Genomic DNA, 21265 nt, shown 5'->3' with positions numbered 1-21265 from the left:
GCCGATAATCGTCGGTTCAGTTCCCTGGCTTCTGCTCGATCTAAGGGTAATTGTATCGCAAAAACTTTTATATGCCTTGAATTGGTTCATAATCAGGTTTTTCGGGGGCTGTTAACGGTGTTGCAGGTTGCATAATTGGATAAAGAGAGTTGTACAGCAGTGCTAAATAGAAGGGGGTTGTGGTACCTGATCCTTATCATATTGCCCCTGGTGGCCTGTGTTCAGGTGCCACCCAAGCCTGCAGCACCCGCGAAGCCAGTGGTGGATTTGGCGGCCCAGCGCGAGGCTGAGCGCCATCACCTGAGGGTGCTATTGGCCAATGCTGAAAAGGCCCTGGCCGCTGACCGCTTAATGGTGCCGGTTACGGATAATGCCTATAGCTGGTATCAGGATGTATTGGCCCTGGATGAATTAAACCCTGAGGCCCATTGGGGCATGAAGCAAATTACTGTCCGCTATTTACAGTTGGCAGAGCAGGCCTTTGTCAGTGGCCGGGTGGAAGAGGCTGAGCGGATGTTGCAGGGGGCAGAGAAAATTTCAGCTACGCCACCGCAGATAGCTACCCTGAGGGAGCGCTATCGCCAGCAGAGTTCGGATAACGAAGTTTATTTACCCGTAGCGGAACTGGCCAGACGTGGTGAAAAAATACAGCAGCGTTTGACTGACCTCGCCCAGCGGGCGAAAGAGTCCCGGTCGCGGTTATTAATTGTAGCGCGCAACGATGGGGAAGGACGTTGGATTTACCAGCAGATGCGTAGCGCCGTTGATGGCTATCGCCTGCGTGGCAATATTGAAGTGGGGCGGGTTCCCCGCATTGTGTTTATTGATTTATAAACACCTTGTATAAAAGCACTGGCCGCATAGGGTATAGTTATCGGCCTGGATCACTGTTTAACAGAGGTATTACATTGTCAGCAATTAATCGATACTTATTAACCACCATACTATTCTCATTATCCTGCTCTGCCCTGGCTGAGCTAACTATAAAAGAAGGCTATGTTCGCGGCTTGCCACCGGGCCAGCCAAATACTGCAGCCTTTATGCGCCTGGTGAATACCGCTGACCAGGATGTGGTCATTACCGGTGCCGCCTCCAATGGTGCCGAGCTTGCGGAAGTGCATAGCCACAAACATCACCATGGCATGATGAGTATGGAAAAAGTGGATCAGCTAACGGTGCCCGCTAATGGTGAGTTGGTATTGGCCCCTGGCAAGTATCATCTAATGCTAATTAATTTAATCAAGCCCCTCCGGGAGAGTGACGAAGTGCTGATTCGCTTATTCAATGATGAAGAGGAATTAACCCGTGCAACACTGCCAGTGCGCAGTGTGCTGAATGAGCGCTAACCCCGAACCTTTATAGGCGGCATTAACGAGGTGAGTATGGATTTTCAATCGATAAAAGAGCGGCTAGCCCAGTGGCGAGATAATAGCCTTGATGCCGGTGAAGGCCTGCTGCCCAGAACACTGGTGATTTTTTTGGCGGTCTATTTGGTGGCCGCTTTTTTTGTGGGCATCTACTGGTCACTGATGCCGGCAAACTTTTCCGTTAAAGATAATGCAGCAGCGATGGCCGATGCACAGGGCCAGCAGGTAGTTATTGGTTCCACAACGACCACGACCCTGATCCGTGTCACCTCTACTTTATTGGATAAGCCCGGCGGCTTTCTCAGTAATGATATTTTACCCCCCGGTTTATGGTTGGATAATATGCCCCACTGGGAATACGGCGTATTAATTCAATCCCGTGATTTAACCCGGGCGTTGCGAGAAAGTTTTAGTCGCTCCCAGTCCCAGTCAAAAGAAGATATTGATTTGGGCAAAGCCGAGCCCAGTTTAAATTTCTCCCGCGATAGCTGGGCCGTGCCTGCCAGCGAATCAGAATATCGCAGTGCTATAAAATATTTAAATAACTACCTTGCCCGCCTTGAAGACCAGGGCAATTCCCGCTCACAGTTTTATGCCCGCTCAGATAATTTACGTTACTGGTTAAAAATTGTTGAGTCACGTTTGGGTAGTTTGTCCCAGCGCTTAAGTGCCAGTGTTGGCCAGCGGCGTTTAAATACAGATTTGGCCGGTGACGCCATGGCGCGGCAATCAACCTATGCCCCCGGCGAGCTGGAAATTAAAACGCCATGGACAGAAATTGATGACGTCTTTTATGAGACGAGAGGGGCAGCCTGGGCGCTACTGCATTTTTTAAAAGCTATTGAAGTAGATTTTGCTGAAGTACTGGAAAATAAAAACGCCCTGGTTAGCTTGCAGCAAATTATCCGCGAGCTAGAGGCAACCCAGGAAACCGTTTATAGCCCAATGATATTAAATGGCAGTGGCTTTGGTATGTTGGCCAACCATTCGTTGGTGATGGCGTCTTATATTTCTCGCGCTAATGCAGCGATTATCGATTTGCGGGATTTATTATCCCAGGGTTAACCCTAATGCTAAAAATGAGGATCTGTTTGTGAATAAAGTTCTTTTGCTTGTTGTAGTGACGCTGTTAGCGGCATGTGCCTATAGTCCCCAGCAAATAACTGTTAGCCCCGTAATCAATACTGAAACCGAAAGCTATGGGGCTGGGCGTGGTTTGACCGTATCCGTTGAAGATGCCCGCAACAGTAAAGAATTAGGTAGCCGTGGTGGTGCCTATAAAGATACCAGCCTGATTACGATCGGTAATGACCTGGAAGAAGCTGTTAAACGTGCGGCCAAGGCAGAACTTGCCGTGCAAGGTTTTAATGTTAATACCACTGAGACGGAAACGCCGAATGTGAATATCATTATTAACACCTTGAAATATGATATACCCATGCAAGCGGTGGGGAAAACTATTTATTTGGAAATGGTATTGCAGGTAGTGGCCACCGCAGGCAAAGAAACTTATACCGGTAATTACAAAACCAATTCCTCCAGGGAAACGGCACTGACACCCAGCATGGCCCAGAATGAAGAAATGGTAAACGATATACTGTCAAAAACTCTGCTGCGTTTATTTTCTGACCCGGAATTAAAAGCGTTTCTTAGCAATATCTAACCATGCAAGCATTGGCAAACGCCTCCGGTGAATGATCAGCGGGGGTTTATTCTTACACGGCAGTGGCGTGATACAAGGAATGGTACTGAATTAGAGTTTTGGCTATCGAGCAATCATGGTCCAGTGAAGTTGCTGGTGCCACAGCAAGAGTCGGTGTTCTTTATTGCTGTAGAGCAAGTGCCGGCAGCTCTTGAGATAGTAAAGTCATTTGCGGGTTTTACTGTTAAAGATGTTCCCCTCAAGAATTTTACGCTACAGCCTGTAAAAGCTTTTTACTTCAAATCCCAGCGCACTCTGCGCGAAGCAAAAACACGCCTGCTAGAGCAGGGGCTGTCTCCTCTGGAATCTGATATCAACCCCCATGACCGTTTCTTAATGGAGCGGTTTATCCGTGGCTCCCTAAAGTTTCGCGGTGAAGCTGCTGCTGGAAAGTTTCCGGTGGTCCACCAAGCGGAAATGACCAGCGATAATTATCAGCCCTTATTAAAAGTTATCTCGCTGGATATTGAAACAGCTATGCAAGGTATCAATCTGTACTCGATTGGTATTTATGCTGTAGCAGCCGGCAGTATGTACGAAAAAGTTTTTATGGTGGCGGATAAGCCTGTTGCAGACAATGTAGAAATATTTAATAACGAAAAGAGTTTAATTATAGGCTTTCTGATTTGGCTGGCAGACTATGATCCCGATATTATTATCGGCTGGAATGTGATTAATTTTGATATGTGGTATTTGGAAAAAGTCTGCGAAAAATACCAGCTGCCTTTCCGTTGTGGCCGTGGTGAGACCGGTAAAGAAGCTGCAGCCCACTGGCGCACCCTGGATGACGAAGGTGAACGTCGTGCAGTGTCCATTCCTGGCCGGGTAGTTCTTGATGGTATCGAATTATTAAAAGCTGCCTTCTACCGCTTTGAAAGCTTTGCCTTAAATAATGTGGCGAAAGAACTACTGGGTAATAGCAAGTTAATACAGGACAATGATCGCGGTGAAAAAATCACTGACCTTTTTTTGGAAAATAAACTGGCACTGGCAAAATATAACGTCCAGGATTGCAAGTTAGTCTGGGATATTTTTGAACATACCAAGCTGCTGGATTTCGCCATTGCACGTACCAAAATGACCGGTTTACCTTTGGAGCGTATCGGTGGTTCAGTGGCTTCTTTTGACTTTCGTTACTTGCCGCTATTGCATCGCAAAGGGTTTGTAGCGCCCAATAGCCATCTACTGGAAGATGCAGAGCAAAGCCCCGGTGGTTTTGTAATGGAGTCACAACCCGGTATTTATGACTATGTCGCCATGCTGGATTTTAAAAGTCTATACCCCAGTATTATCAGAAGCTTTAAAATTGATCCGCTGGGAATGGTATTAGGCGAACACAAAGGGCTTGATCAATCAGAACTTGTTCCCGGCTTTAATGGTGCCTGGTTTTCAAAAACCAATAATATCTTGCCCGAGTTAATCGCCGAGTTATGGCAGTTACGCGATCAGGCCAAAGCGAATAGCGATGCGGCATTATCCCAAGCTATAAAAATTATTATGAACTCCTTTTATGGTGTGTTGGGTTCTGGTGGTTGCCGCTTTTTTGATTCGCGCCTGGCCAGTTCAATTACCAAACGCGGTCATCAAATTATCCAGCAAACCGCCGACTTTATAGAACAACAGGGCTGGCAGGTTATCTACGGCGATACCGATTCTGTATTTATTTGGTTTAAAGATGTTGAAGATGCTGATAGCGCAGCAAAAGTTGGTAAGGAGTTGGAAGAAAAGCTCAACCTATGGTGGGACCAGCGTTTACAAAAAGAATACGGCATTGAAAGTGCGTTAGAAATAGAATTTGAAACTCTCTACCAGCGTTTTCTAATGCCAACTATTAGAGGCTCAGATCAAGGTAGTAAAAAGCGTTACGCCGGTGTCGTGCTCAATAAAGGAAAAAAGGAATTAGTCTTTAAAGGCTTGGAAAATGTTCGTACCGATTGGACAAAAATTGCCCGTGACTTCCAATCAGAGCTTTATCGTCGAGTATTTTTAGATGAGCCATACCATGACTATATTAAATCGGTAGTACAGTCAGTTTTGGATGGCGATATTGATAATGAGTTAGTTTATAGAAAGCGCCTGCGCAGAAGGCTGGACGAATACCGGCGCAATGTACCACCCCATGTTCAAGCCGCCAGAAAAGCGGTAGAACAGGCCGGCGCCAAAATTCGCCGTGGCGATTGGATTGAATATGTAATCACTATCAATGGCGCCGAGCCAGTAGTCGCCCAGGACTCGCTGATCGATTACCAGCATTATATTGATAAACAGTTGGCGCCCGCAGCTGATGGCATCTTATATTTTAAGGATGAGAGCCTTGCTGGTATTACCGATCAACAAATTGGTTTGTTTGAGTAATTCCCCATTAAAATCTAAAGGTGATATCAGCCCCCGCTGTTCTTGGCTCAGCATAAACGGCATTCGTTAATGCACCAGGGAAATGTAAGCCGTTCACGCGATACTCTTCGTCGGTCAGGTTTTTAACCCAGCCTCTGATTTCAAGCACATCTTTACTATTGCTGATAGGGATTTCTGTTAACGTAATATTGGCGTTATACAGCGTGTAACTATCCCCAGGCGCTGAAATATCCGGAAAGTAATTGTAATCACTGGTCGAAAATATATCGAAATGCGCCGAGAGTGTACCAAAACTTAAAGGTGCGAAGGTGTAATCCAGCGCGAGTGAACCCGAATGCCGGGGTGTTTGGCTTAAGACGAAAGACTGTAGTTCATTTCCCTGTAGTGGGTTAGGCTGCAAAGGCATATCGCCATCCAGATAGGTGTAGTTCAAAGTCACTGACAGACCTTTCGTAGCTATTGCGGTCAAGGTAAATTCGGCTCCTTCTACAGTGACATCATTTTCAGCGTTAATGGTTTCTACTACAGTGATATTGCTCGGATCGGCCACATCTATAAACATGCCCTCATAATCCGTACTAAATACTGACGTATTAAAACGAATACGCCTGTTCAGCCATTCCGACTTTAAACCGATTTCAGTGGTGCTGACTTCTTCCTCATCAAAGGGAGTTAAAGTGGCTGATCGAGAGTTGACGCCTCCTGCACGGTAGGCTGTGCTCCACTTAAAGTAAGTCGATAGGTCATCGAGCCACTGGTAGCTGATTGCAATTGAGGGGTTCAGTTGTTCTGAATTAATATCAAAATCGCCTGAACCACCTTCTACACGTCTGCCTGACTTTTCTTCTTTGGAATAACGAATACCTATATCGGTTTTGACTTTTTGCTGGAATGCATCGGGTGTCCAGGTCATTGTTCCGTAAAGGGCAGATACCGTAGTGTCCGCTAGAATGCGTCGATCTGGTGTCACAGAGTTAGTGGCGAGATAATCAAAATTGGTGGGCGGTATTATGGGTGTTAGTGGTATACCGGTAACAATACCAAATTGGTCCAGAGAGTATAGGCTTCTTATCGTTTCGTCAGTATCTTCGTCAAAATGAAAAATACCAACCGCCCAGTCAATAGCTTCTTTGGAGCCCGCGAGACGAAACTCCTGGGACCACTGTGATTGATATCTATCGACTTCTTCCACAAAGCCATTGAAATAGGCAGTACCCGCATAGTTATTGCGCGCTTCGTCATCTAAATCACGATAGGCACTAATTGATTTTAGGGAAATCGTGTCCGATATCGACCAGGAAACTACAGCGTTATGGCTTTCGTGTTCAGTAATAGAAGGATCAAGCGGTGTTACCGGGAAGCGTGTTTTGGACTGCCTGCCATCCTCCTCTTCTAAGGCTCCGCCAAAGTCTCTCTCTACCTGAAAGTAGTTTTGTGAAGCTTCTATTTTGGACTTATCGTAGGCATAACTAATGTTAAGTTGTTCATTAAGGTGCCAATCAAAACTTATCTTACCGCCCTGTTTTCGGTAAGCATTGTAATCTTCTTCATTAGGGGCTGTATTATCCACCCAGCCATCCCTTTCTGAGTAGACATAATCAACTTTAGTCCGAAGACCCGAGACTTCGGGTAAATTCAGATGTGTAACGCTGCGTTTTTCATCAAACCTGCCGATACCAAACGTTTGTTCCAGCCCCCATTTCCCAGTAGGTTTTTTTGAAGTGATACTGACAGCGCCGCCAGTTGCATTGCGACCAAACAGAGTACCTTGTGGGCCCTGTAAAACCTCGATGCGCTCTACATCGGCAAACTCTACAGCCAAACCCTGGGCGCGAGGCAAGTAAACTTCGTCGATATAAACTGCTACAGAGCCGTCCCTTGTTGCTTGTGCTGGGTCTCCCGGGCCATTGCCTCTAATAGCGAGTACTAAGGTTGTTGGTGTGTTGGTCCAGGGCATGACTTTGAGCGAGGAAATAGTCCCTGTAGCCAGATCAGACAGGCTATGGATGCGTTGAGTAGTAAGCTGCGCTGCTGATAAGACCGACATTGCGATGGGGGTCTCTTGTGCAGATTGCTCTCTACGTTGAGCAGTGACAATCACTTCTTCGAGCTGGTCGCCTTGCGTGATTGTTAAATGATCGGGGTCAGCATTACTGGCAGTTGTATATAGGCTTGCACCTAATAGCCCTGCCAAGAGGAAATATCTGGGCGATTGAAAAAAATTCATAAACTTTCTCCTTTTAAGTGTTACGACGGCATATCGATGTAAAAATACGCGATGTCGTTATTCCAAAATCATGGGTATTTTACTAACGTTGTGTGATGTCAGTGAATGAGACCAGGGTTTGGCCTGATTGTCAGAACAATCAATTTCTTGAAATTCTGCGAGTAAAGTTTCTATAGCAATCTGCCCTGCGGTACGAAGTAATTTCATACCTATACAATGGTGAGGGCCATAACCAAAGCCCAAGTGTGAGCGTGTATTTCTGTGAATATTAAAGAGATCAGGATTTTCGAATTGTTCGGGATCTCTGTTGGCCGAGGCAAGTAACAGGTAGGTAATGGCGCCGGCAGGAATGGTTGTGTTAGAGCGTTCAATAGCAGTCGTGGTTGTTCTAACCAGAATATGCTCAGAGTTATCAAAGCGAAGCGATTCTTCTATAAATGCGGGGATCAGCGTCTTGTCTCTATCAAGACGGGCCTTAACATGGGGGTAATTGGATAAATTGATATAGAGATGGCTCATAAAATTAACGGGCGTTGAACACAGCCCAAAAATAATAATCTCAAGGGTTGCGCAGGCTTGTTCCAGGGTTTGCTTATTCTCTTTTATGTTTCTTTGCAATAATTGCTGAAGTTGAGTTCGGGGTTTTTTCGTAGAGGTTGCAGCTTTTAGTAAGACCTCCTGAAAGCACTCATAGGTGTTATCCAAATGTACGAGAAAGCCTTCACTGGGTTGTTCGGGTAAATGCATAAAAAGGGTAATCCAGTTGTATGCGTACTGGATATCCTTGTCATCCAGCCCTGTCAGAAGTTGGGCGATTTTGCCGAAATAGGGATGACTGAAATCAGACAGCAGCTCTGGCGCCGGGTTTTCTTTCATAGCGGCAATCAGCAAGCTGGCTTCCTGCTGCATTGTTGGTTTTAACTCATCGATCACCTTATCGAAAAACAGGCGAGGGAGGATCGAACGATGATAATTATGGATAGGTGGATCTTCCGCTAAGATATACTTTGGTAAATAATGTCTTTTAAGCCATTCGGGTTGAAGTATCTGTGTATTACCTTCTGAAGAGAAAATATCGTGTCGCTGCAAGGCAAATTTTACGTCTTCATAGCGGCTTATTAACCAAATCCCCCCAGGTACTATTTCACAGACAGGATGGCTTTCTCTGATCTGTTTGTAATAAAGAAAAGGGTCGGCTGAATACTCCTTGGTGAATAAGTTGAACAGACTATCAGACATTGCTCTCCTTGTGCACCATCGATTAAATAAGCTTCAATTGAGTGCTGGCTATATAGATGGCGTTATTGACAGAAACAGCATTTAACGCTGCCACTGCGGCGCTACAATGCTTTTCTATGGTACTGGTGGAAATGCCAAGGAACCTGGCCGCATCCTTTTGTGATGTCGAGTGTTTGGCCAAGACTCTTAGTACTTCTATTTGCCGTGAGGTCAACACTTCTTTTTTATCATAAGGACTAAAAAAGCTTGAGGGTAGAGTTTCTTGAAATCGGGAAATGGTGGTGGTCAATAAACTTAGCTCGCTTTCAACTTGTTTCACTTTCTCAACAAGAGCCTCGGAGGAGGAGCCAGTACTATAAACAGAAAGCACCATCTTTTTATTGGAGTCTTTTATTGTTGAAGGGATAGAATATGTGTTGTTAATTCCAACGCTACCTAATAAACGTTCAACTTGGCTAGCTTGTTTCTTAGCACCTATATCGAATGGCAGTTCGGCCAGTAGCCTGAAGGCGTCAGATTGAAAAATGGGCTTTCCGTTATTGTTGATATAATCGGTAATAATATCGTTTTGATCAAGACCTTCAGTTTCATACCTTATAAAGACTTCTTCCGGGATGGTTGTTAATAGGGTCTCTATCTCCGTATTATTGCATTTAATAATATCAAACCCATCGAATCCGAGACCTTCTAGTGTATGAAGTATTCTTTTATGAAGAGTAGAAGCGTTTCTAATTCCATGGAGGTTTTTGTCTATGATTTGTGTGAAGTGTTTATTCATAATGTCTATCCGTAAACCCTTGGTCCTGATAATAAACAGCCGTTAAATACCTACGCCTTGTAACTGTGTGGGTATTATCGTCAAAGAGGATAAAAATTCAACTAAATAGCGTGATTGTACTATTTTTTTGGTTTAAATTGTTAAGCTGGCAATGGTTTTGATGAGTAATTAATTGATATTTTTATTTTTTAGTGCAGGCCTTTTTCCAGAGAAAGTGATTGTTCGACAATATTAATTAATGTCATTGATTGACAATAAAGACGAATAAAATTGACAAAAATGAAACCTTTAAAAAGGTTTATTGTTCTCAGGTGTAGTGATGGCAAGGGTTTTAGCAATTATTAAAAAATAGAAAAATATAAAGGATTCATCTTACTGAATAGGAGTGGGGTACTAAAAGGCCTGGTGATTCCCCGCTTAAGTTGCTTGATATTATCAATCAGAATGGGCTGCCGGCTGTGGCCAAGGAGTTTGATACACAGGATTCCTTGGGGATGGTAGGTTAGATAGCTAACGATTGCCCACAACAAAAGCCACTGGCCCAGGCCCACTGAAAATTAAAACCACCGAGTTGGCCGGTTACATCTAAAACCTCACCAATAAAATACAGCCCCGGAACTTTTTTGGTTTCAAAGGTCTTTGAGCTTATTTCATCGGTATCTACACCGCCACAGGTGACTTCTGCTTTTTTATATCCCTCGGTACCGCTGGGAATAAATTGCCAGTGTTGAATCAGCCTGGCAATTTCTTGCAGCTGGCTATGTTTGTAACTATGTAAAGGTTTTTGTAGGTCAATATTGTCACAAAGGCATTGCAATACGCTGAGTGGTAGCCAGGTTTGCAAAATGGTATGTAAATGTTTATTGGGCTGTGTTTGTTGTGTGTCCTTGAGTATTGAGGCCATATCAACATCAGGTATGCAGCGCACGGTGACCTTATCGCCCGGCTTCCAGTATGAGCTAATCTGCAAAACCGCTGGGCCGCTTAGGCCTTTGTGGGTAAAAAGAATATTTTCACGAAAGTGGACATTATTCACTTCGATATCAGTATCAATGCTGATGCCTGATAAACCCTGAAACTGTTTTTTTTCTGCGCCATCAAAAGTAAAAGGTACCAGACCAGGATAAGTATGAGTCACCTTAAGACCAAATTTCTTGGCCAGACGATGACCGAAGTCAGTGGCGCCCATGGTTGGAAAAGACATGGCGCCAGTGGCAATGACCAGAGCGTGGCACTGATAGCTGGTAGTCGTGTTGGTAATAATAAATTGATCATTGATTTTATCGACTGAATCAACTGAGTAATTCAATACAATATTAACGCCCACTTCCTCACACCGATCTAACAACATTGCTAAAACAGCCTGGCTTTTGTTATCGCTAAATAATTGCCCAAGCTTTTTCTCATGCCAGGGCAGGCTGGCTTTATCTACTTCCGCAATAAAATCCCATGGGGTATAGCGGTTAAGCGCTGACTTGCAAAAATGAGGGTTGTTACTGAGATAATTGCCCGGCTCGGTATACATATTGGTAAAGTTACAACGGCCGCCACCGCTGATCAGGATTTTTTTACCCGCTTTATTAGCATGATCTAACAGGTAGACCTGCTTGCCTTGCTCGGCAGCAGAAATTGCGCACATTAGGCCTGCAGCACCGGCGCCAATAATGACTGCATCTGTCTGGATTGGATTCATTGGATTTTTTCATGGTCTGTAAAGGGCGGAATATTAACATCACAAAGTACCCATACAAAGCCCCCATGCAAAGCAATAAATCTCATGTATTAGCCAATTTGTGTGCTGATAGTGGTGGTGTAATCCAAAGCCTGCAATATTTGGCTATCATTTTTGTTAAAAAAAAATGTCATTTTTGCTATTTATTTCTGTGGTGCTATTGGTTGGTGCCCGGTCATTATTGGGCTTGTGGCAGTGGTTTAGCCGTAGAAAGGCGTTATCCTCGCTCAAAATATCATGAATTCCAAAAGCATAGTATAAATAACAGCTTTTCGAATATGTTGTTTTCTGTTGTTATAGCTAAGGGGTGATATTTATGTAGCGTGGCAACCTTTTTATTCCCCGGGAGGATGTCAAAAGTGTTAAATAAATTTGTCGTTTTTGCTCTGGATTGCAGTCGATCATTGTTTCATTATTGAATGCGAAAAATATAGTGTCTGGATAATAGTTAATAATATGCCATGTCTGGGCTAACTCGAAACTTATTCAAGAAGCCAGATCTATGAAAAAGACGAAATTTCGTTCTGTGAAGCTCCTTTCTGCAAACCAGTTCCTTCTATTCACCTGTACAGTCATCATGCTTTCTATTCCATTTTCTTCAGGTGCAGAGGCAATTTCCGATACACCAAAAGGCCAGAAGACCGTAGTGAAGTTTATGGAAAGTCTCGCCCGTTATGTCACCTGGCCGGGTAGTAGTTTTGATGGTGCGGACAGTCCCTATAAATATTGTTTGATGGGTGAAGCAGCGATATCGGGTCTGCTGTCAGAAAAGCTGGGTGCGAAAAAGGTCAAAAAGCGTGGCTTTGAAATTAAGCAACTTGCTTTGGATGATATTGAACAGGGTAAAAGCTGTCATTTAGTTTTTATCGCAGCTACTGATGTGCCGACCCTCAGGAACACGATTTCCGCCTTGTCGGATTCGGCGGTATTAACTACCGGTGATTTTAAGCAGTTTGCTGGTCATGGCGGCATGGTTGGTTTTGTTGGCGTTGGTGGCAAGGGTTCGCTGCAGATTAATAAGAAGCGTTTGGAAGCCAGCGGCCTTAAGGCAAGTTCTAAATTGTACAGAGTCAGTACATTGTAAATTCACCTGTGTAGTACCTGTGTAGTACCTGAGTAGTACCCGTCATAATTCCTGCCATAGAGGTTGCTATATGAGCTTGTCGCTAAAATGGAAAATCATATTAGGTATTACATTTACCAGTATTTCATCAGTACTGATTGCTGTGGGCGTTATTGTCGACATTGAGAAGGGCCGAATACAGGATAAGATTGTTACCGAGGCTTTAACGATTTCCAGGATTACCGGCGGCAATACCACCGGCGCACTGGATTTTTCCGATGTGGAGTCAGCCCATGAGGCCTTGCTCCCGCTGGTTGCCAACCCTCATATCCATGAGGTGGTTATCTATGATGATAGCAATAGCCCCTTTGTTTGGTATCGCTGGTCGGGGGTTGAAGAAGAAGCGCCGGAGCTGGGGGCAGCTGAGGATCTTCCTTCTTCTATACCTGTTAAGCCCAAAGCGGCACAAACCATTCTTTCTGATTCCTCTCTGGAAATCTATGAGCCTATTATCAGTGAGGATGAGCCTGTTGGCATGATTTATATGAATATTGATTTGGATGAGGTCTCAGACGCCACCACTAATCTTTATTCGATAGCCACCTTTTTGGGCTGTGGTATAACGCTAATGTCAGTTATTCTCGCGCTGCTTATTCAGCGAGCTATTACCCAGCCCATTAATGATGTAGTGGTCGCGCTTAAAGATATTGCCCAGGGCGAAGGTGATTTAACCCGGCGTCTGACGGTAAAGAGTAAGGATGAGTTAGGTGAGTTGGCCTACTGGTTTAATAGCTTCGTTGAGAAAATAAGAACTGTTGTGGTGCAGTTTCGAGAAAACTCTAACGATCTTTCCGCTGCCGCCAGTGAGCTGAAGTTACATTCAGGCAATACCAATGAATCGATTTTGGTACAGGAGCGGGAGCTTGAGCAAATAGCAGCTGCGGTTAATCAAATGTCTTCTACAGTGATGGAGGTCGAGCGTAATATTGCCACATCCACTGGCGATACTGAAGAAGCGGATAACCAGGCTAACATTGGTAATAAGGTAGTTATGGAAACCATGGGGTCAATCTCCTCACTGGCCAGTGATATAGAAAATGCCTCCAATGTGATTAGCGAGTTACAGCGTAATAGTGAAAGTATTGGCACAGTACTGGATGTGATTCGCGGCGTTGCCGACCAGACAAATTTACTGGCACTGAATGCGGCTATTGAGGCGGCCAGGGCCGGTGAGCAGGGGCGGGGTTTTGCTGTTGTTGCCGACGAGGTAAGAACTCTGGCTCAGCGCACCCAGCAGTCCACGGAAGAAATTCAGGATATGATCCAGAAGCTGCAGGTGGGTGCCAAGAATGCTGTTGAAGTGATGGACAAAGGCAGAAACCAGGCCCATAGCAGTGTCAAGATTGCCGAGCAGGCCAATGAGTCGCTGGGTGCCATTACCAATGCCATGGCTGTTATTAAGTCTATGTCCTATCAAATTTCCGGCGCCTCCGCTGAACAGAGTAATGTGGTTGAGGAAATCACCAAAAATATTACTAATATTTCCCAGGTGGCTGTGAATACTTCAGAAAACTCTAAAGAGATGAACCAAAAATCCAGTCAGCTCGATCAGTTGTCAACGGATATGTTGCAGTTAGTCAGCCAGTTTAAATTGTAATCTTGTTGGCCATTCCCTCTCTAGCGGAAATGGCAGGTTAATTTATTGGATGCAGATTATTTAATATCGAAAATTGTGCATTTTTTTGTTATTTTTTTTACCTTTTTGACGTCCATTTACGGCTTTTTTGCTGTCAAAAATGTTAAAAAATAAAGTATTTTTTGCTCTGGGTTTTTGCTTTTCTCCTTGAGACTATAGTGGTGTTGCAGCCGATAAGGCTTTTGGTTTTGTTGGTTGCAATCGTTTGTTTCCAGGTCCCCGATATTCTCGGGGTTTGCGTAGCGGCAGGTTGTTTTTAACAAGATCGAATAGAGATTCTCTTAGGGGATTGCCGCTGCGTCTTTTTTTCTTCCTTCCTTCTCTCTCTAATACTCTGCTGTCTGTGCTAAGATTGCCGGTTTACAGATTCTGAACCTGCTACTTCTATGCTACGACTGAACGACCTAAAGCTCCCTCTGAACCATTCTGATCAGGATTTAACTGACGCTGTTGCCCGTGTGTTAGAGGTTGCTGTGGATGATGTACAGCAACTGTCAGTATTTAAGCGCAGTTACGACGCTCGCAAGAAGTCGAATATCCTGCTGATCTATCAACTGGACGTGACCCTTAAATCCTTATTGGAAGAGCGCTTGTTAGAGCGTTTTTCACAACAGCTCAACCTGCGTAAAAGCCCCAACAGCAGCTACCATTTAATAGCTCGGGCAGAGCCCGGGTTTCCCGCAAACAATCAGCAACGCCCCATTATTATTGGCTTTGGCCCCTGTGGCATTTTGGCAGCTTTGCTGCTGGCACAGATGGGTCTCAAACCAATTGTGTTAGAGCGTGGCCAGGATGTCAGGCAGCGTACTCAGGATACCTGGGGATTGTGGCGCCAGCGCAAGTTAAATACAGAGTCTAATGTACAGTTTGGTGAGGGTGGGGCGGGTACCTTTTCTGATGGCAAATTATATAGTCAGGTAAAAGATAAACGTTTTTTGGGTCGCAAGGTTTTAACCGAGTTTGTTAAAGCCGGGGCGCCGGAAGAAATTATGTTTGTCAGCAAGCCCCATATTGGCACCTTTAAGTTAGTTAAAATGGTGGAAAATATTCGCGCTGAGATTGTACGCCTGGGTGGTGAGGTTCGCTTTGACCAGAAAGTTGAGCAGTTACACCGTGAAGGCAGTACGCAGAAAGGTAAGCAGGGGCAGGTGACCGGCCTGACATTGAGTAGCGGTGAACAGCTAAGCAGCCAACATATTGTACTGGCCATTGGCCATAGTGCCCGAGATACTTTCCAAATGCTGCTGGATCAGGGCGTCTATATAGAACCAAAACCTTTTTCTATCGGCTTTCGTATTGAGCATCCACAGTCGGTTATCGATACTGCGCGCTTTGGTGATAATGCGGGGCATCCGATTTTAGGGGCGGCGGATTATAAGTTAGTCCACCACTGTAAAAATAAACGCAGTGTGTACAGTTTTTGTATGTGTCCTGGCGGCACTGTCGTAGCAGCTACTTCAGAGGCGGGACGGGTGGTAACCAATGGCATGTCACAATATTCTCGCAATGAACGAAATGCAAATTCTGCGATTGTGGTGGGCATTGAGCCGGAACAGGATTATCCCGGTCATGCTTTGGCAGGTATTGATTTGCAGCGTGAGCTTGAACGGTTGGCTTTTGAGTTGGGTGGTGAAAATTATAATGCGCCGGCCCAGTTACTAGGTGATTTTCTTCGCAACAAACCCTCTACCGAACTCGCATCGGTAACGCCATCCTATCAGCCGGGTGTGACGTTGGGTGATTTATCCAAAGCTTTGCCTGCCTTTGCTATTACCGCCCTGCGTGAGGCTATCCCCGTATTTGATAAAAAGATTAACGGCTTTGCCATGGATGATGCCGTACTTACCGGGATAGAGACCAGAACATCGTCCCCGATATGTATAAAGCGCGATAAGGATTTTCAAAACCTGAATACCAAAGGCTTATATCCTGCAGGGGAGGGAGCTGGTTATGCCGGCGGTATCTTGTCGGCGGGTATTGACGGGATTAAAGTAGCGGAAGCGGTGGCGCTGAGTATTTTGGGTGAGCAATAGCTCATCACTGTATTGAGTATCTGAACCCCACCATAATGTTAAGTGCGGGTTCTTTTCTGCCTTCGTAAGAGCCCAGGTTGCCACTAATATAATTATCCCGGTCAAATAAATTTTTAACGCTGAAATACACTGTGTTGTTATCGCTGCGGTCACCCATGTAATAGGTGGCTACAAAGTCCGTGCGAACATAAGAGCTTATGCTTTTGCCTTCTTCTACATTAATGCCGTCACTATTATCCAGGGTTTTTGCGCTATAGCGATGGGTGTTATAGATAGAAAAATCAAGCGGCCATTGCCTGGCTGAATACTCGATACCATAGTTGATCAGCCAGTCGGGAAAGCCTTCATAAAAAGAGGAATCTTTTTTTGGCTCTTTGACATAAGAGTCCACATAGCTTACTGAGCCATAGTATGAAAACTGCCCGCGCTTATATTTAGACTCCACTTCAGCCCCCCAGGATTCGGACTCTTCACTGTTTATATACTGAAGGGGGACGGTCTGGGAAAAGTTGATCGCATCTTCGAACACACTAAAGAAAATAGTTGAGTTAAGGGAGAATTGTTTGTTCTGGTAAATATGAATCAGTTCGTAAGTATCATTGTTTTCGGGTCTGAGCTCTTTACCGCCACCGATAACACTGCCAGTTAAACCAGAAATCTCCTGAATATTGGGTGCGCGAAATGAGTTGCCATAGAGCGCTTTAAAAGTATTGCTGCCATCGTAGTAATAGTTAAAACCCAGTCTCGGGCTGAAGTGGTCTTTATCAATATCACTAAAGGTGTCATAACGACCGCCAATAAGTATTTTGGCCTTACCTTCAGCAAAGATATAGTCAGCATTAAACAACGCGGATTTAACCGTACGGGTATTATTGCCATAACTGGCGGGCTGGCCAAAACTGCCCTGGTCACCAGTTTCAATGTCTTCATAGGTTAATCCGGCAACCAATTTAAAGTCTTCTTTATTGTTATAGAGATATTTAATATCCCCGCCGCTGCGTATTTCTTGCTGGTCAATATTAACACTGCCACCATCGCCAATCGCTCCGGCTTCAAGACCATAGTCGGCATAGCTTTCTGATTCCCAGTGGTAGGCTTTGAAAATAACTTCGCCATGATTGCTAACGGTTTGGTTATGGGTGAGTGAAAATAAGTTCATATCGATATGGCGGTCAACCTGGTTGCCATCACTGGTAACAGGTACAAAGTTAAAGCCAAAACCGCCACTGCGGGAGTTAAGGTGATGGCTATAGACCATTAGCCTGGTGTTATCGATACTCAGCTTGGCAATGATGGAATTGGCGTTACGATGGTTTTCCAGCTCTTCACTGCCAACTTGACCACTCAAATCCAGATAGTCATATTCGCGCGCTTCGTCATCGACACCCTGGGCGACAATATTAATAGAAGCCCGGACTTTTTCTCCAAAACCCTGTGAATGCTTGAAGGTGGCGCCATAATCTCCAAAGTTGCCATACTCAAGTCCATATTCACTGATATCTTTATCACTGTCCCAGGTTTTCAGAGACATAAGTCCACTAAAGGCATCCGAGCCATATAATGTAGACCCCGGGCCTTTGATGACTTCTATTTGGTCGTAGGAGTCTAATAGCCCAACCCGCTGGGTGGCGGAGGAAAAGGTGTAACTATTAAGGGGGACATTATCTACCAGTATTAATACCCCGGTATAGCTGGTGGCTGTTTGATAACCACGGATCACGACATTTTCGAGGTCGGAGTGAACGTTTTGGTGAATGCCCGGAATATGTGACACGGCTCGGGTGACGCTCTTGGAGCCACGCTTTCTCCATTCATCCCTGGTAACCAAAGATACCGTTGAGCCTACATCTTCAATTTTTTCTTTAAAAAATGAGCCCACCTCTATTTCAGTACTCAACAGTTGTTGCAGGCTGAGGTCATAAAAGTCTTCACTATTATTGCTATGTGCAGCCTGTAAGGAGCTTAGCGGTAAGCATGCAGTTAAGAATGCAATGGCGGCTTTAGCTTTGGGCCGGGGGAGGTTAGGTAGGTCAGGCATTAGCAGTACTGTGCTCTTTTTATACTTGAGTAAGGCTAGATTAAGTATAGGAATAATTGGCGTAAACGCAAAAGACAGTTGGCCGATGGTTTACCGACTATACTTAGCTCGTCGCCTGTAACTAACAAGAGTGATTGCTATGTGGTGGAAATACAAGAGAGCAGCCCGGGACTGGCAAGCTAAAGCTGAGTCCCTTGATGCCGAGTTACAGGCGTTAACGGAGGAGCATGATGCGCTAAAGCGACAGTTTGAAGAGGCAGAATTCAGCCGTCAGGCGGAGACAGAAATCAACATTGCCTACAAGGAAATACAGGCCTTGTGGCTTAGTAGCGGCTCCGCTTTAAAGGAAGTGCGCGAAGGTATCGCAGTGTCTGCCCGGCAGTTAAATGATGAGCGCTGCAAGACCAAAGAAACCTCATCAGTGTTTAATAACAGCAGTGTTGCGATTGGTAATATTCGTGAAGAAGTCGCCGGTATTGACGAAAAGGCATCCCGCAGTTGTGAAAATATTGATCGCTTAAAATCCCTGTCTGAAGATATCGTTAAGTTTGTCGAAGTCATTAATAATATTTCTGAGCAAACCAATTTGTTAGCCTTGAATGCGGCCATTGAGGCTGCCCGTGCAGGAGAACAGGGCAGGGGCTTTGCGGTGGTGGCTGATGAGGTGAGAACCCTGGCGCAGCGTGCCAGTGAGGCCGCATCGGAGATTGGTTCTTTAGTCGATAGTATTGGCACTGAAACCATCAGCACCGACCAACAAATTCGCGATGTGTCTGATGACTGTCGGCTGGTGGCAGAATCCACAGAAAATATTTTAACCACGGTCAATTCAGCGCTGGAACTGGCAAGGCATATGCAGTCGGTGATCAGCAGTTCGGCCAGTGGTGGTTTGGTGCAGGCGGTTAAGATAGAGGTCATCGCCTGGAAGCTGGATGTCTACCGGGTTGTGTTGGGTCTGTCGGAACAATCTATTGATCAGCTATCTGATTATAGCGGTAGCTACCTCTGGCAATGGTTACAAAAGGAGGGCGCTGAGCTAAGTTCGCACCTGCCCAGTTTTGGCTCTCTGGAGCATCCATTTTTAGAGGTAAACCGCTTGGGTATTGAGGCACTTAACTACAAGGCCCTTGATGACCAGGAGACAGCTCTGCGCGCTTTGCAAAATATGGAAAATGCCAGCGGTGAATTAATGACCGTGCTTTCCCACCTTGAGGGCGAACTCAACAAGTTATAGAGGGGCTGCCTTTTAGGGGCTCCTCCCCCAATTTCTGCCTCTCCCCCCTTAAATTTATACAAGGCTATAGCGTCAGACGCCTAAATCTGTTAGGTTTGTCGGTTTCCAAATGCCCGCTTATGGCGGTGGTAAACAGGTGGAATCACGGATAAGATCGGCTGATAGAGCGGTCAGTGTAGAAGGGACATAGGGTCATTTTGGTGGTGGTACACGTATATCTGGTAGCTACAGATAACTACAGATAGCTACAGATAACTACAGATAACTACAGATAACTACAGATAACTACAGACAGCCCTATGAATCAGTTATTTATAAGTAGCTGGCAACAATAGCCAGCAAATAGTGAGACTTAGCAATGCCCAAGAAAAAAGCAGCTCCGGCAAGCAACTTTAAAAACTTTACTCCTTACCAAGCCAAGAAGAATGAGGAGTATATGAATGAGAAACAGCGCGAGCACTTCCGCCAGATTTTGCTGGCCTGGAAGTCAGAGCTGATGGAAGAAGTTGACCGCACGGTAACTCATATGAAGGATGAAGCGGCTAACTTCCCTGATCCTGCTGACCGCGCGACTCAAGAAGAAGAGTTCAGCCTCGAGCTTCGTACCCGTGATCGCGAGCGTAAGTTGATCAAGAAAATTGACGGCACGATTAATTTGATCGACGCTGATGATTATGGCTTTTGTGAAACCTGTGGTGTTGAGATCGGTATCCAGCGCCTGGAAGCTCGTCCTACAGCTACCCAGTGTATTGATTGTAAAACACTGGATGAAATCAAAGAAAAACAGCAGCTGGGTTAAGTCCTGCTGCTAACGTAATAACGGGAGAGTCCATTACTGGGCTCTCCCGTTTCTTTTTGTGTGACGGTAATGTTTATGTCCCGCTATATCGGCCGCTTTGCTCCTTCGCCCACCGGCCTGTTACATATAGGTTCATTGATTGCTGCCCTTGCCAGCTATTTGCATGCCAGGGCGAGTCAGGGTCAATGGCTCGTTAGAATGGAAGACCTGGACCCTCCCCGTGAAATGCCCGGGGCGGCATCTGCTATTTTGCAAAGCCTGGAAGATCACGGTTTAACGTGGGATGGTGAAGTGCTGTGGCAAAGTCAGCGGCACGATGCCTACCGGCAGGTGATTAATGATTTATTGCTAGCCAATAAAGCCTTTTATTGCACTTGTTCTCGCAGTGACCTTCAAGGCAGTAACGGTGTTTACCAAGGTCAATGCAGGGGGTGTGTGACTCCACCACGGGATCATGATTTTGCCTTGCGTTTACAGGTCGAGGATAAGGCCGTCGCTTTTGATGATGAGATTCAGGGGCGCTTTTCCCAACAGCTAGAGCGCGAAGTCGGGGATGTGGTATTGCAGCGCAAAGATGGTTTTTTTGCCTATCAATTAGCAGTAGTGGTTGATGACGCTTATCAGGGTGTAAGCCATGTGGTGCGCGGTTCGGATTTACTGGACTCAACGCCAAGGCAAATTTATTTACAGCAGGTGATGGCTTATACCACACCCGATTATCTGCATTTTCCGGTGATCACCAATGAGCAGGGCGACAAGCTAAGTAAGCAGACCTTTGCGGCGCCGCTTGATAGCCGGGAAGCGTGCAAGAATTTATGTGTGGCACTGGCGTTTTTAAAACAGGCATTGCCTCCAGAAGAATTATGCCAGCAGGTTAATCATATTGTGGCGTGGGCTGTAGAGCATTGGTCGGTTGATGATATTCCGGGAGTGCTGGGCCTTCCGCAGTCCGTCATTCCCGCGAAGGCGGGAATCCAGTGCTGTCAATTTCCGCTTTAGCGG

General features: G+C 45.4%; 16 protein-coding genes. 11 read left to right on the top strand and 5 right to left on the bottom strand.

Features of this window, described 5'->3' with window-relative positions; translation table 11 throughout:
* Positions 1-135: 135 nt before the first annotated feature.
* The 5 genes from P8H32_RS10950 to P8H32_RS10930 all read left to right on the top strand — a co-directional run bounded on the left by P8H32_RS10950 (position 136) and on the right by P8H32_RS10930 (position 5424).
* Complete coding sequence (locus tag P8H32_RS10950; protein ID WP_297292425.1) at positions 136-834, top strand: hypothetical protein; 699 nt, start codon at positions 136-138, stop codon at positions 832-834.
* A 74-nt stretch (positions 835-908) separates the two neighbouring features.
* Positions 909-1346 (top strand): copper chaperone PCu(A)C, encoded by a 438-nt coding sequence (locus P8H32_RS10945; RefSeq protein ID WP_301089389.1) that lies wholly within the window; start codon positions 909-911, stop codon positions 1344-1346.
* A gap of 36 nt (positions 1347-1382) precedes the next feature.
* Positions 1383-2432: a DUF2333 family protein gene (locus tag P8H32_RS10940; protein WP_297292427.1), complete on the top strand. Its 1050-nt coding sequence runs from the start codon at positions 1383-1385 to the stop codon at positions 2430-2432.
* 28 nt (positions 2433-2460) lie between these two features.
* On the top strand, positions 2461-3030 hold the full coding sequence (locus P8H32_RS10935) for a YajG family lipoprotein (protein WP_301089388.1): 570 nt from the start codon (positions 2461-2463) through the stop codon (positions 3028-3030).
* Between the two features lie 27 nt (positions 3031-3057).
* Positions 3058-5424, top strand: coding sequence for a DNA polymerase II (locus P8H32_RS10930; protein ID WP_301089387.1), 2367 nt, complete (start codon positions 3058-3060; stop codon positions 5422-5424).
* 7 nt (positions 5425-5431) lie between these two features.
* Here P8H32_RS10930 and P8H32_RS10925 read toward each other — a convergent pair whose 3' ends face one another.
* The 4 genes from P8H32_RS10925 to P8H32_RS10910 all read right to left on the bottom strand — a co-directional run bounded on the left by P8H32_RS10925 (position 5432) and on the right by P8H32_RS10910 (position 11361).
* A complete protein-coding gene (locus tag P8H32_RS10925) occupies positions 5432-7651 on the bottom strand; it encodes a TonB-dependent receptor (protein WP_301089386.1) in 2220 nt (739 codons plus the stop codon).
* A gap of 57 nt (positions 7652-7708) precedes the next feature.
* Positions 7709-8890 carry a cytochrome P450 gene (locus P8H32_RS10920; RefSeq protein ID WP_297292431.1) on the bottom strand — a complete coding sequence of 394 codons (1182 nt, stop codon included), beginning with the start codon at positions 8888-8890 and terminating at the stop codon, positions 7709-7711.
* A gap of 22 nt (positions 8891-8912) precedes the next feature.
* Positions 8913-9668 carry a LuxR C-terminal-related transcriptional regulator gene (locus tag P8H32_RS10915; RefSeq protein ID WP_301089385.1) on the bottom strand — a complete coding sequence of 252 codons (756 nt, stop codon included), beginning with the start codon at positions 9666-9668 and terminating at the stop codon, positions 8913-8915.
* 502 nt (positions 9669-10170) lie between these two features.
* The gene (locus tag P8H32_RS10910; RefSeq protein WP_297292433.1) at positions 10171-11361 is read right to left on the bottom strand and encodes an NAD(P)/FAD-dependent oxidoreductase; all 1191 of its coding nucleotides are present in this window, start codon (positions 11359-11361) and stop codon (positions 10171-10173) included.
* A gap of 541 nt (positions 11362-11902) precedes the next feature.
* Between P8H32_RS10910 and P8H32_RS10905 the strand changes: the two genes are divergently transcribed.
* The 3 genes from P8H32_RS10905 (at position 11903) to P8H32_RS10895 (ending at position 16192) form a co-directional block, all read left to right on the top strand.
* Positions 11903-12484: a YfiR family protein gene (locus tag P8H32_RS10905; RefSeq protein WP_301089384.1), complete on the top strand. Its 582-nt coding sequence runs from the start codon at positions 11903-11905 to the stop codon at positions 12482-12484.
* A gap of 70 nt (positions 12485-12554) precedes the next feature.
* Positions 12555-14120 (top strand): methyl-accepting chemotaxis protein, encoded by a 1566-nt coding sequence (locus tag P8H32_RS10900; protein ID WP_297292435.1) that lies wholly within the window; start codon positions 12555-12557, stop codon positions 14118-14120.
* 425 nt (positions 14121-14545) lie between these two features.
* Positions 14546-16192 (top strand): NAD(P)/FAD-dependent oxidoreductase, encoded by a 1647-nt coding sequence (locus tag P8H32_RS10895; RefSeq protein WP_297292436.1) that lies wholly within the window; start codon positions 14546-14548, stop codon positions 16190-16192.
* Between the two features lie 4 nt (positions 16193-16196).
* On the opposite strand, the gene P8H32_RS10890 is transcribed toward P8H32_RS10895, so the two are convergent.
* Positions 16197-18230, bottom strand: coding sequence for a TonB-dependent siderophore receptor (locus P8H32_RS10890; RefSeq protein ID WP_301089383.1), 2034 nt, complete (start codon positions 18228-18230; stop codon positions 16197-16199).
* A 139-nt stretch (positions 18231-18369) separates the two neighbouring features.
* Here P8H32_RS10890 and P8H32_RS10885 point away from each other — a divergent pair, with 139 nt between their 5' ends.
* From P8H32_RS10885 to gluQRS, 3 genes are all read left to right on the top strand, one after another.
* Entirely contained in the window at positions 18370-19464 is a 1095-nt protein-coding gene (locus P8H32_RS10885) for a methyl-accepting chemotaxis protein (RefSeq protein ID WP_301089382.1), read from the top strand.
* A 358-nt stretch (positions 19465-19822) separates the two neighbouring features.
* Complete coding sequence (gene dksA, locus P8H32_RS10880; RefSeq protein ID WP_297292439.1) at positions 19823-20263, top strand: RNA polymerase-binding protein DksA; 441 nt, start codon at positions 19823-19825, stop codon at positions 20261-20263.
* A gap of 75 nt (positions 20264-20338) precedes the next feature.
* Positions 20339-21262, top strand: a complete 924-nt coding sequence (gene gluQRS, locus P8H32_RS10875; RefSeq protein ID WP_297292440.1) for a tRNA glutamyl-Q(34) synthetase GluQRS — start codon at positions 20339-20341, stop codon at positions 21260-21262.
* Positions 21263-21265: the final 3 nt, after the last annotated feature.

This window comes from Oceanicoccus sp., from assembly GCF_029238675.1.
Classification (GTDB): Bacteria; Pseudomonadota; Gammaproteobacteria; order Pseudomonadales; family Dasaniaceae; genus Oceanicoccus.
Note: the sequence above shows the minus strand (reverse complement) of the source record. Positions and strands in the feature narration are given on the sequence as shown.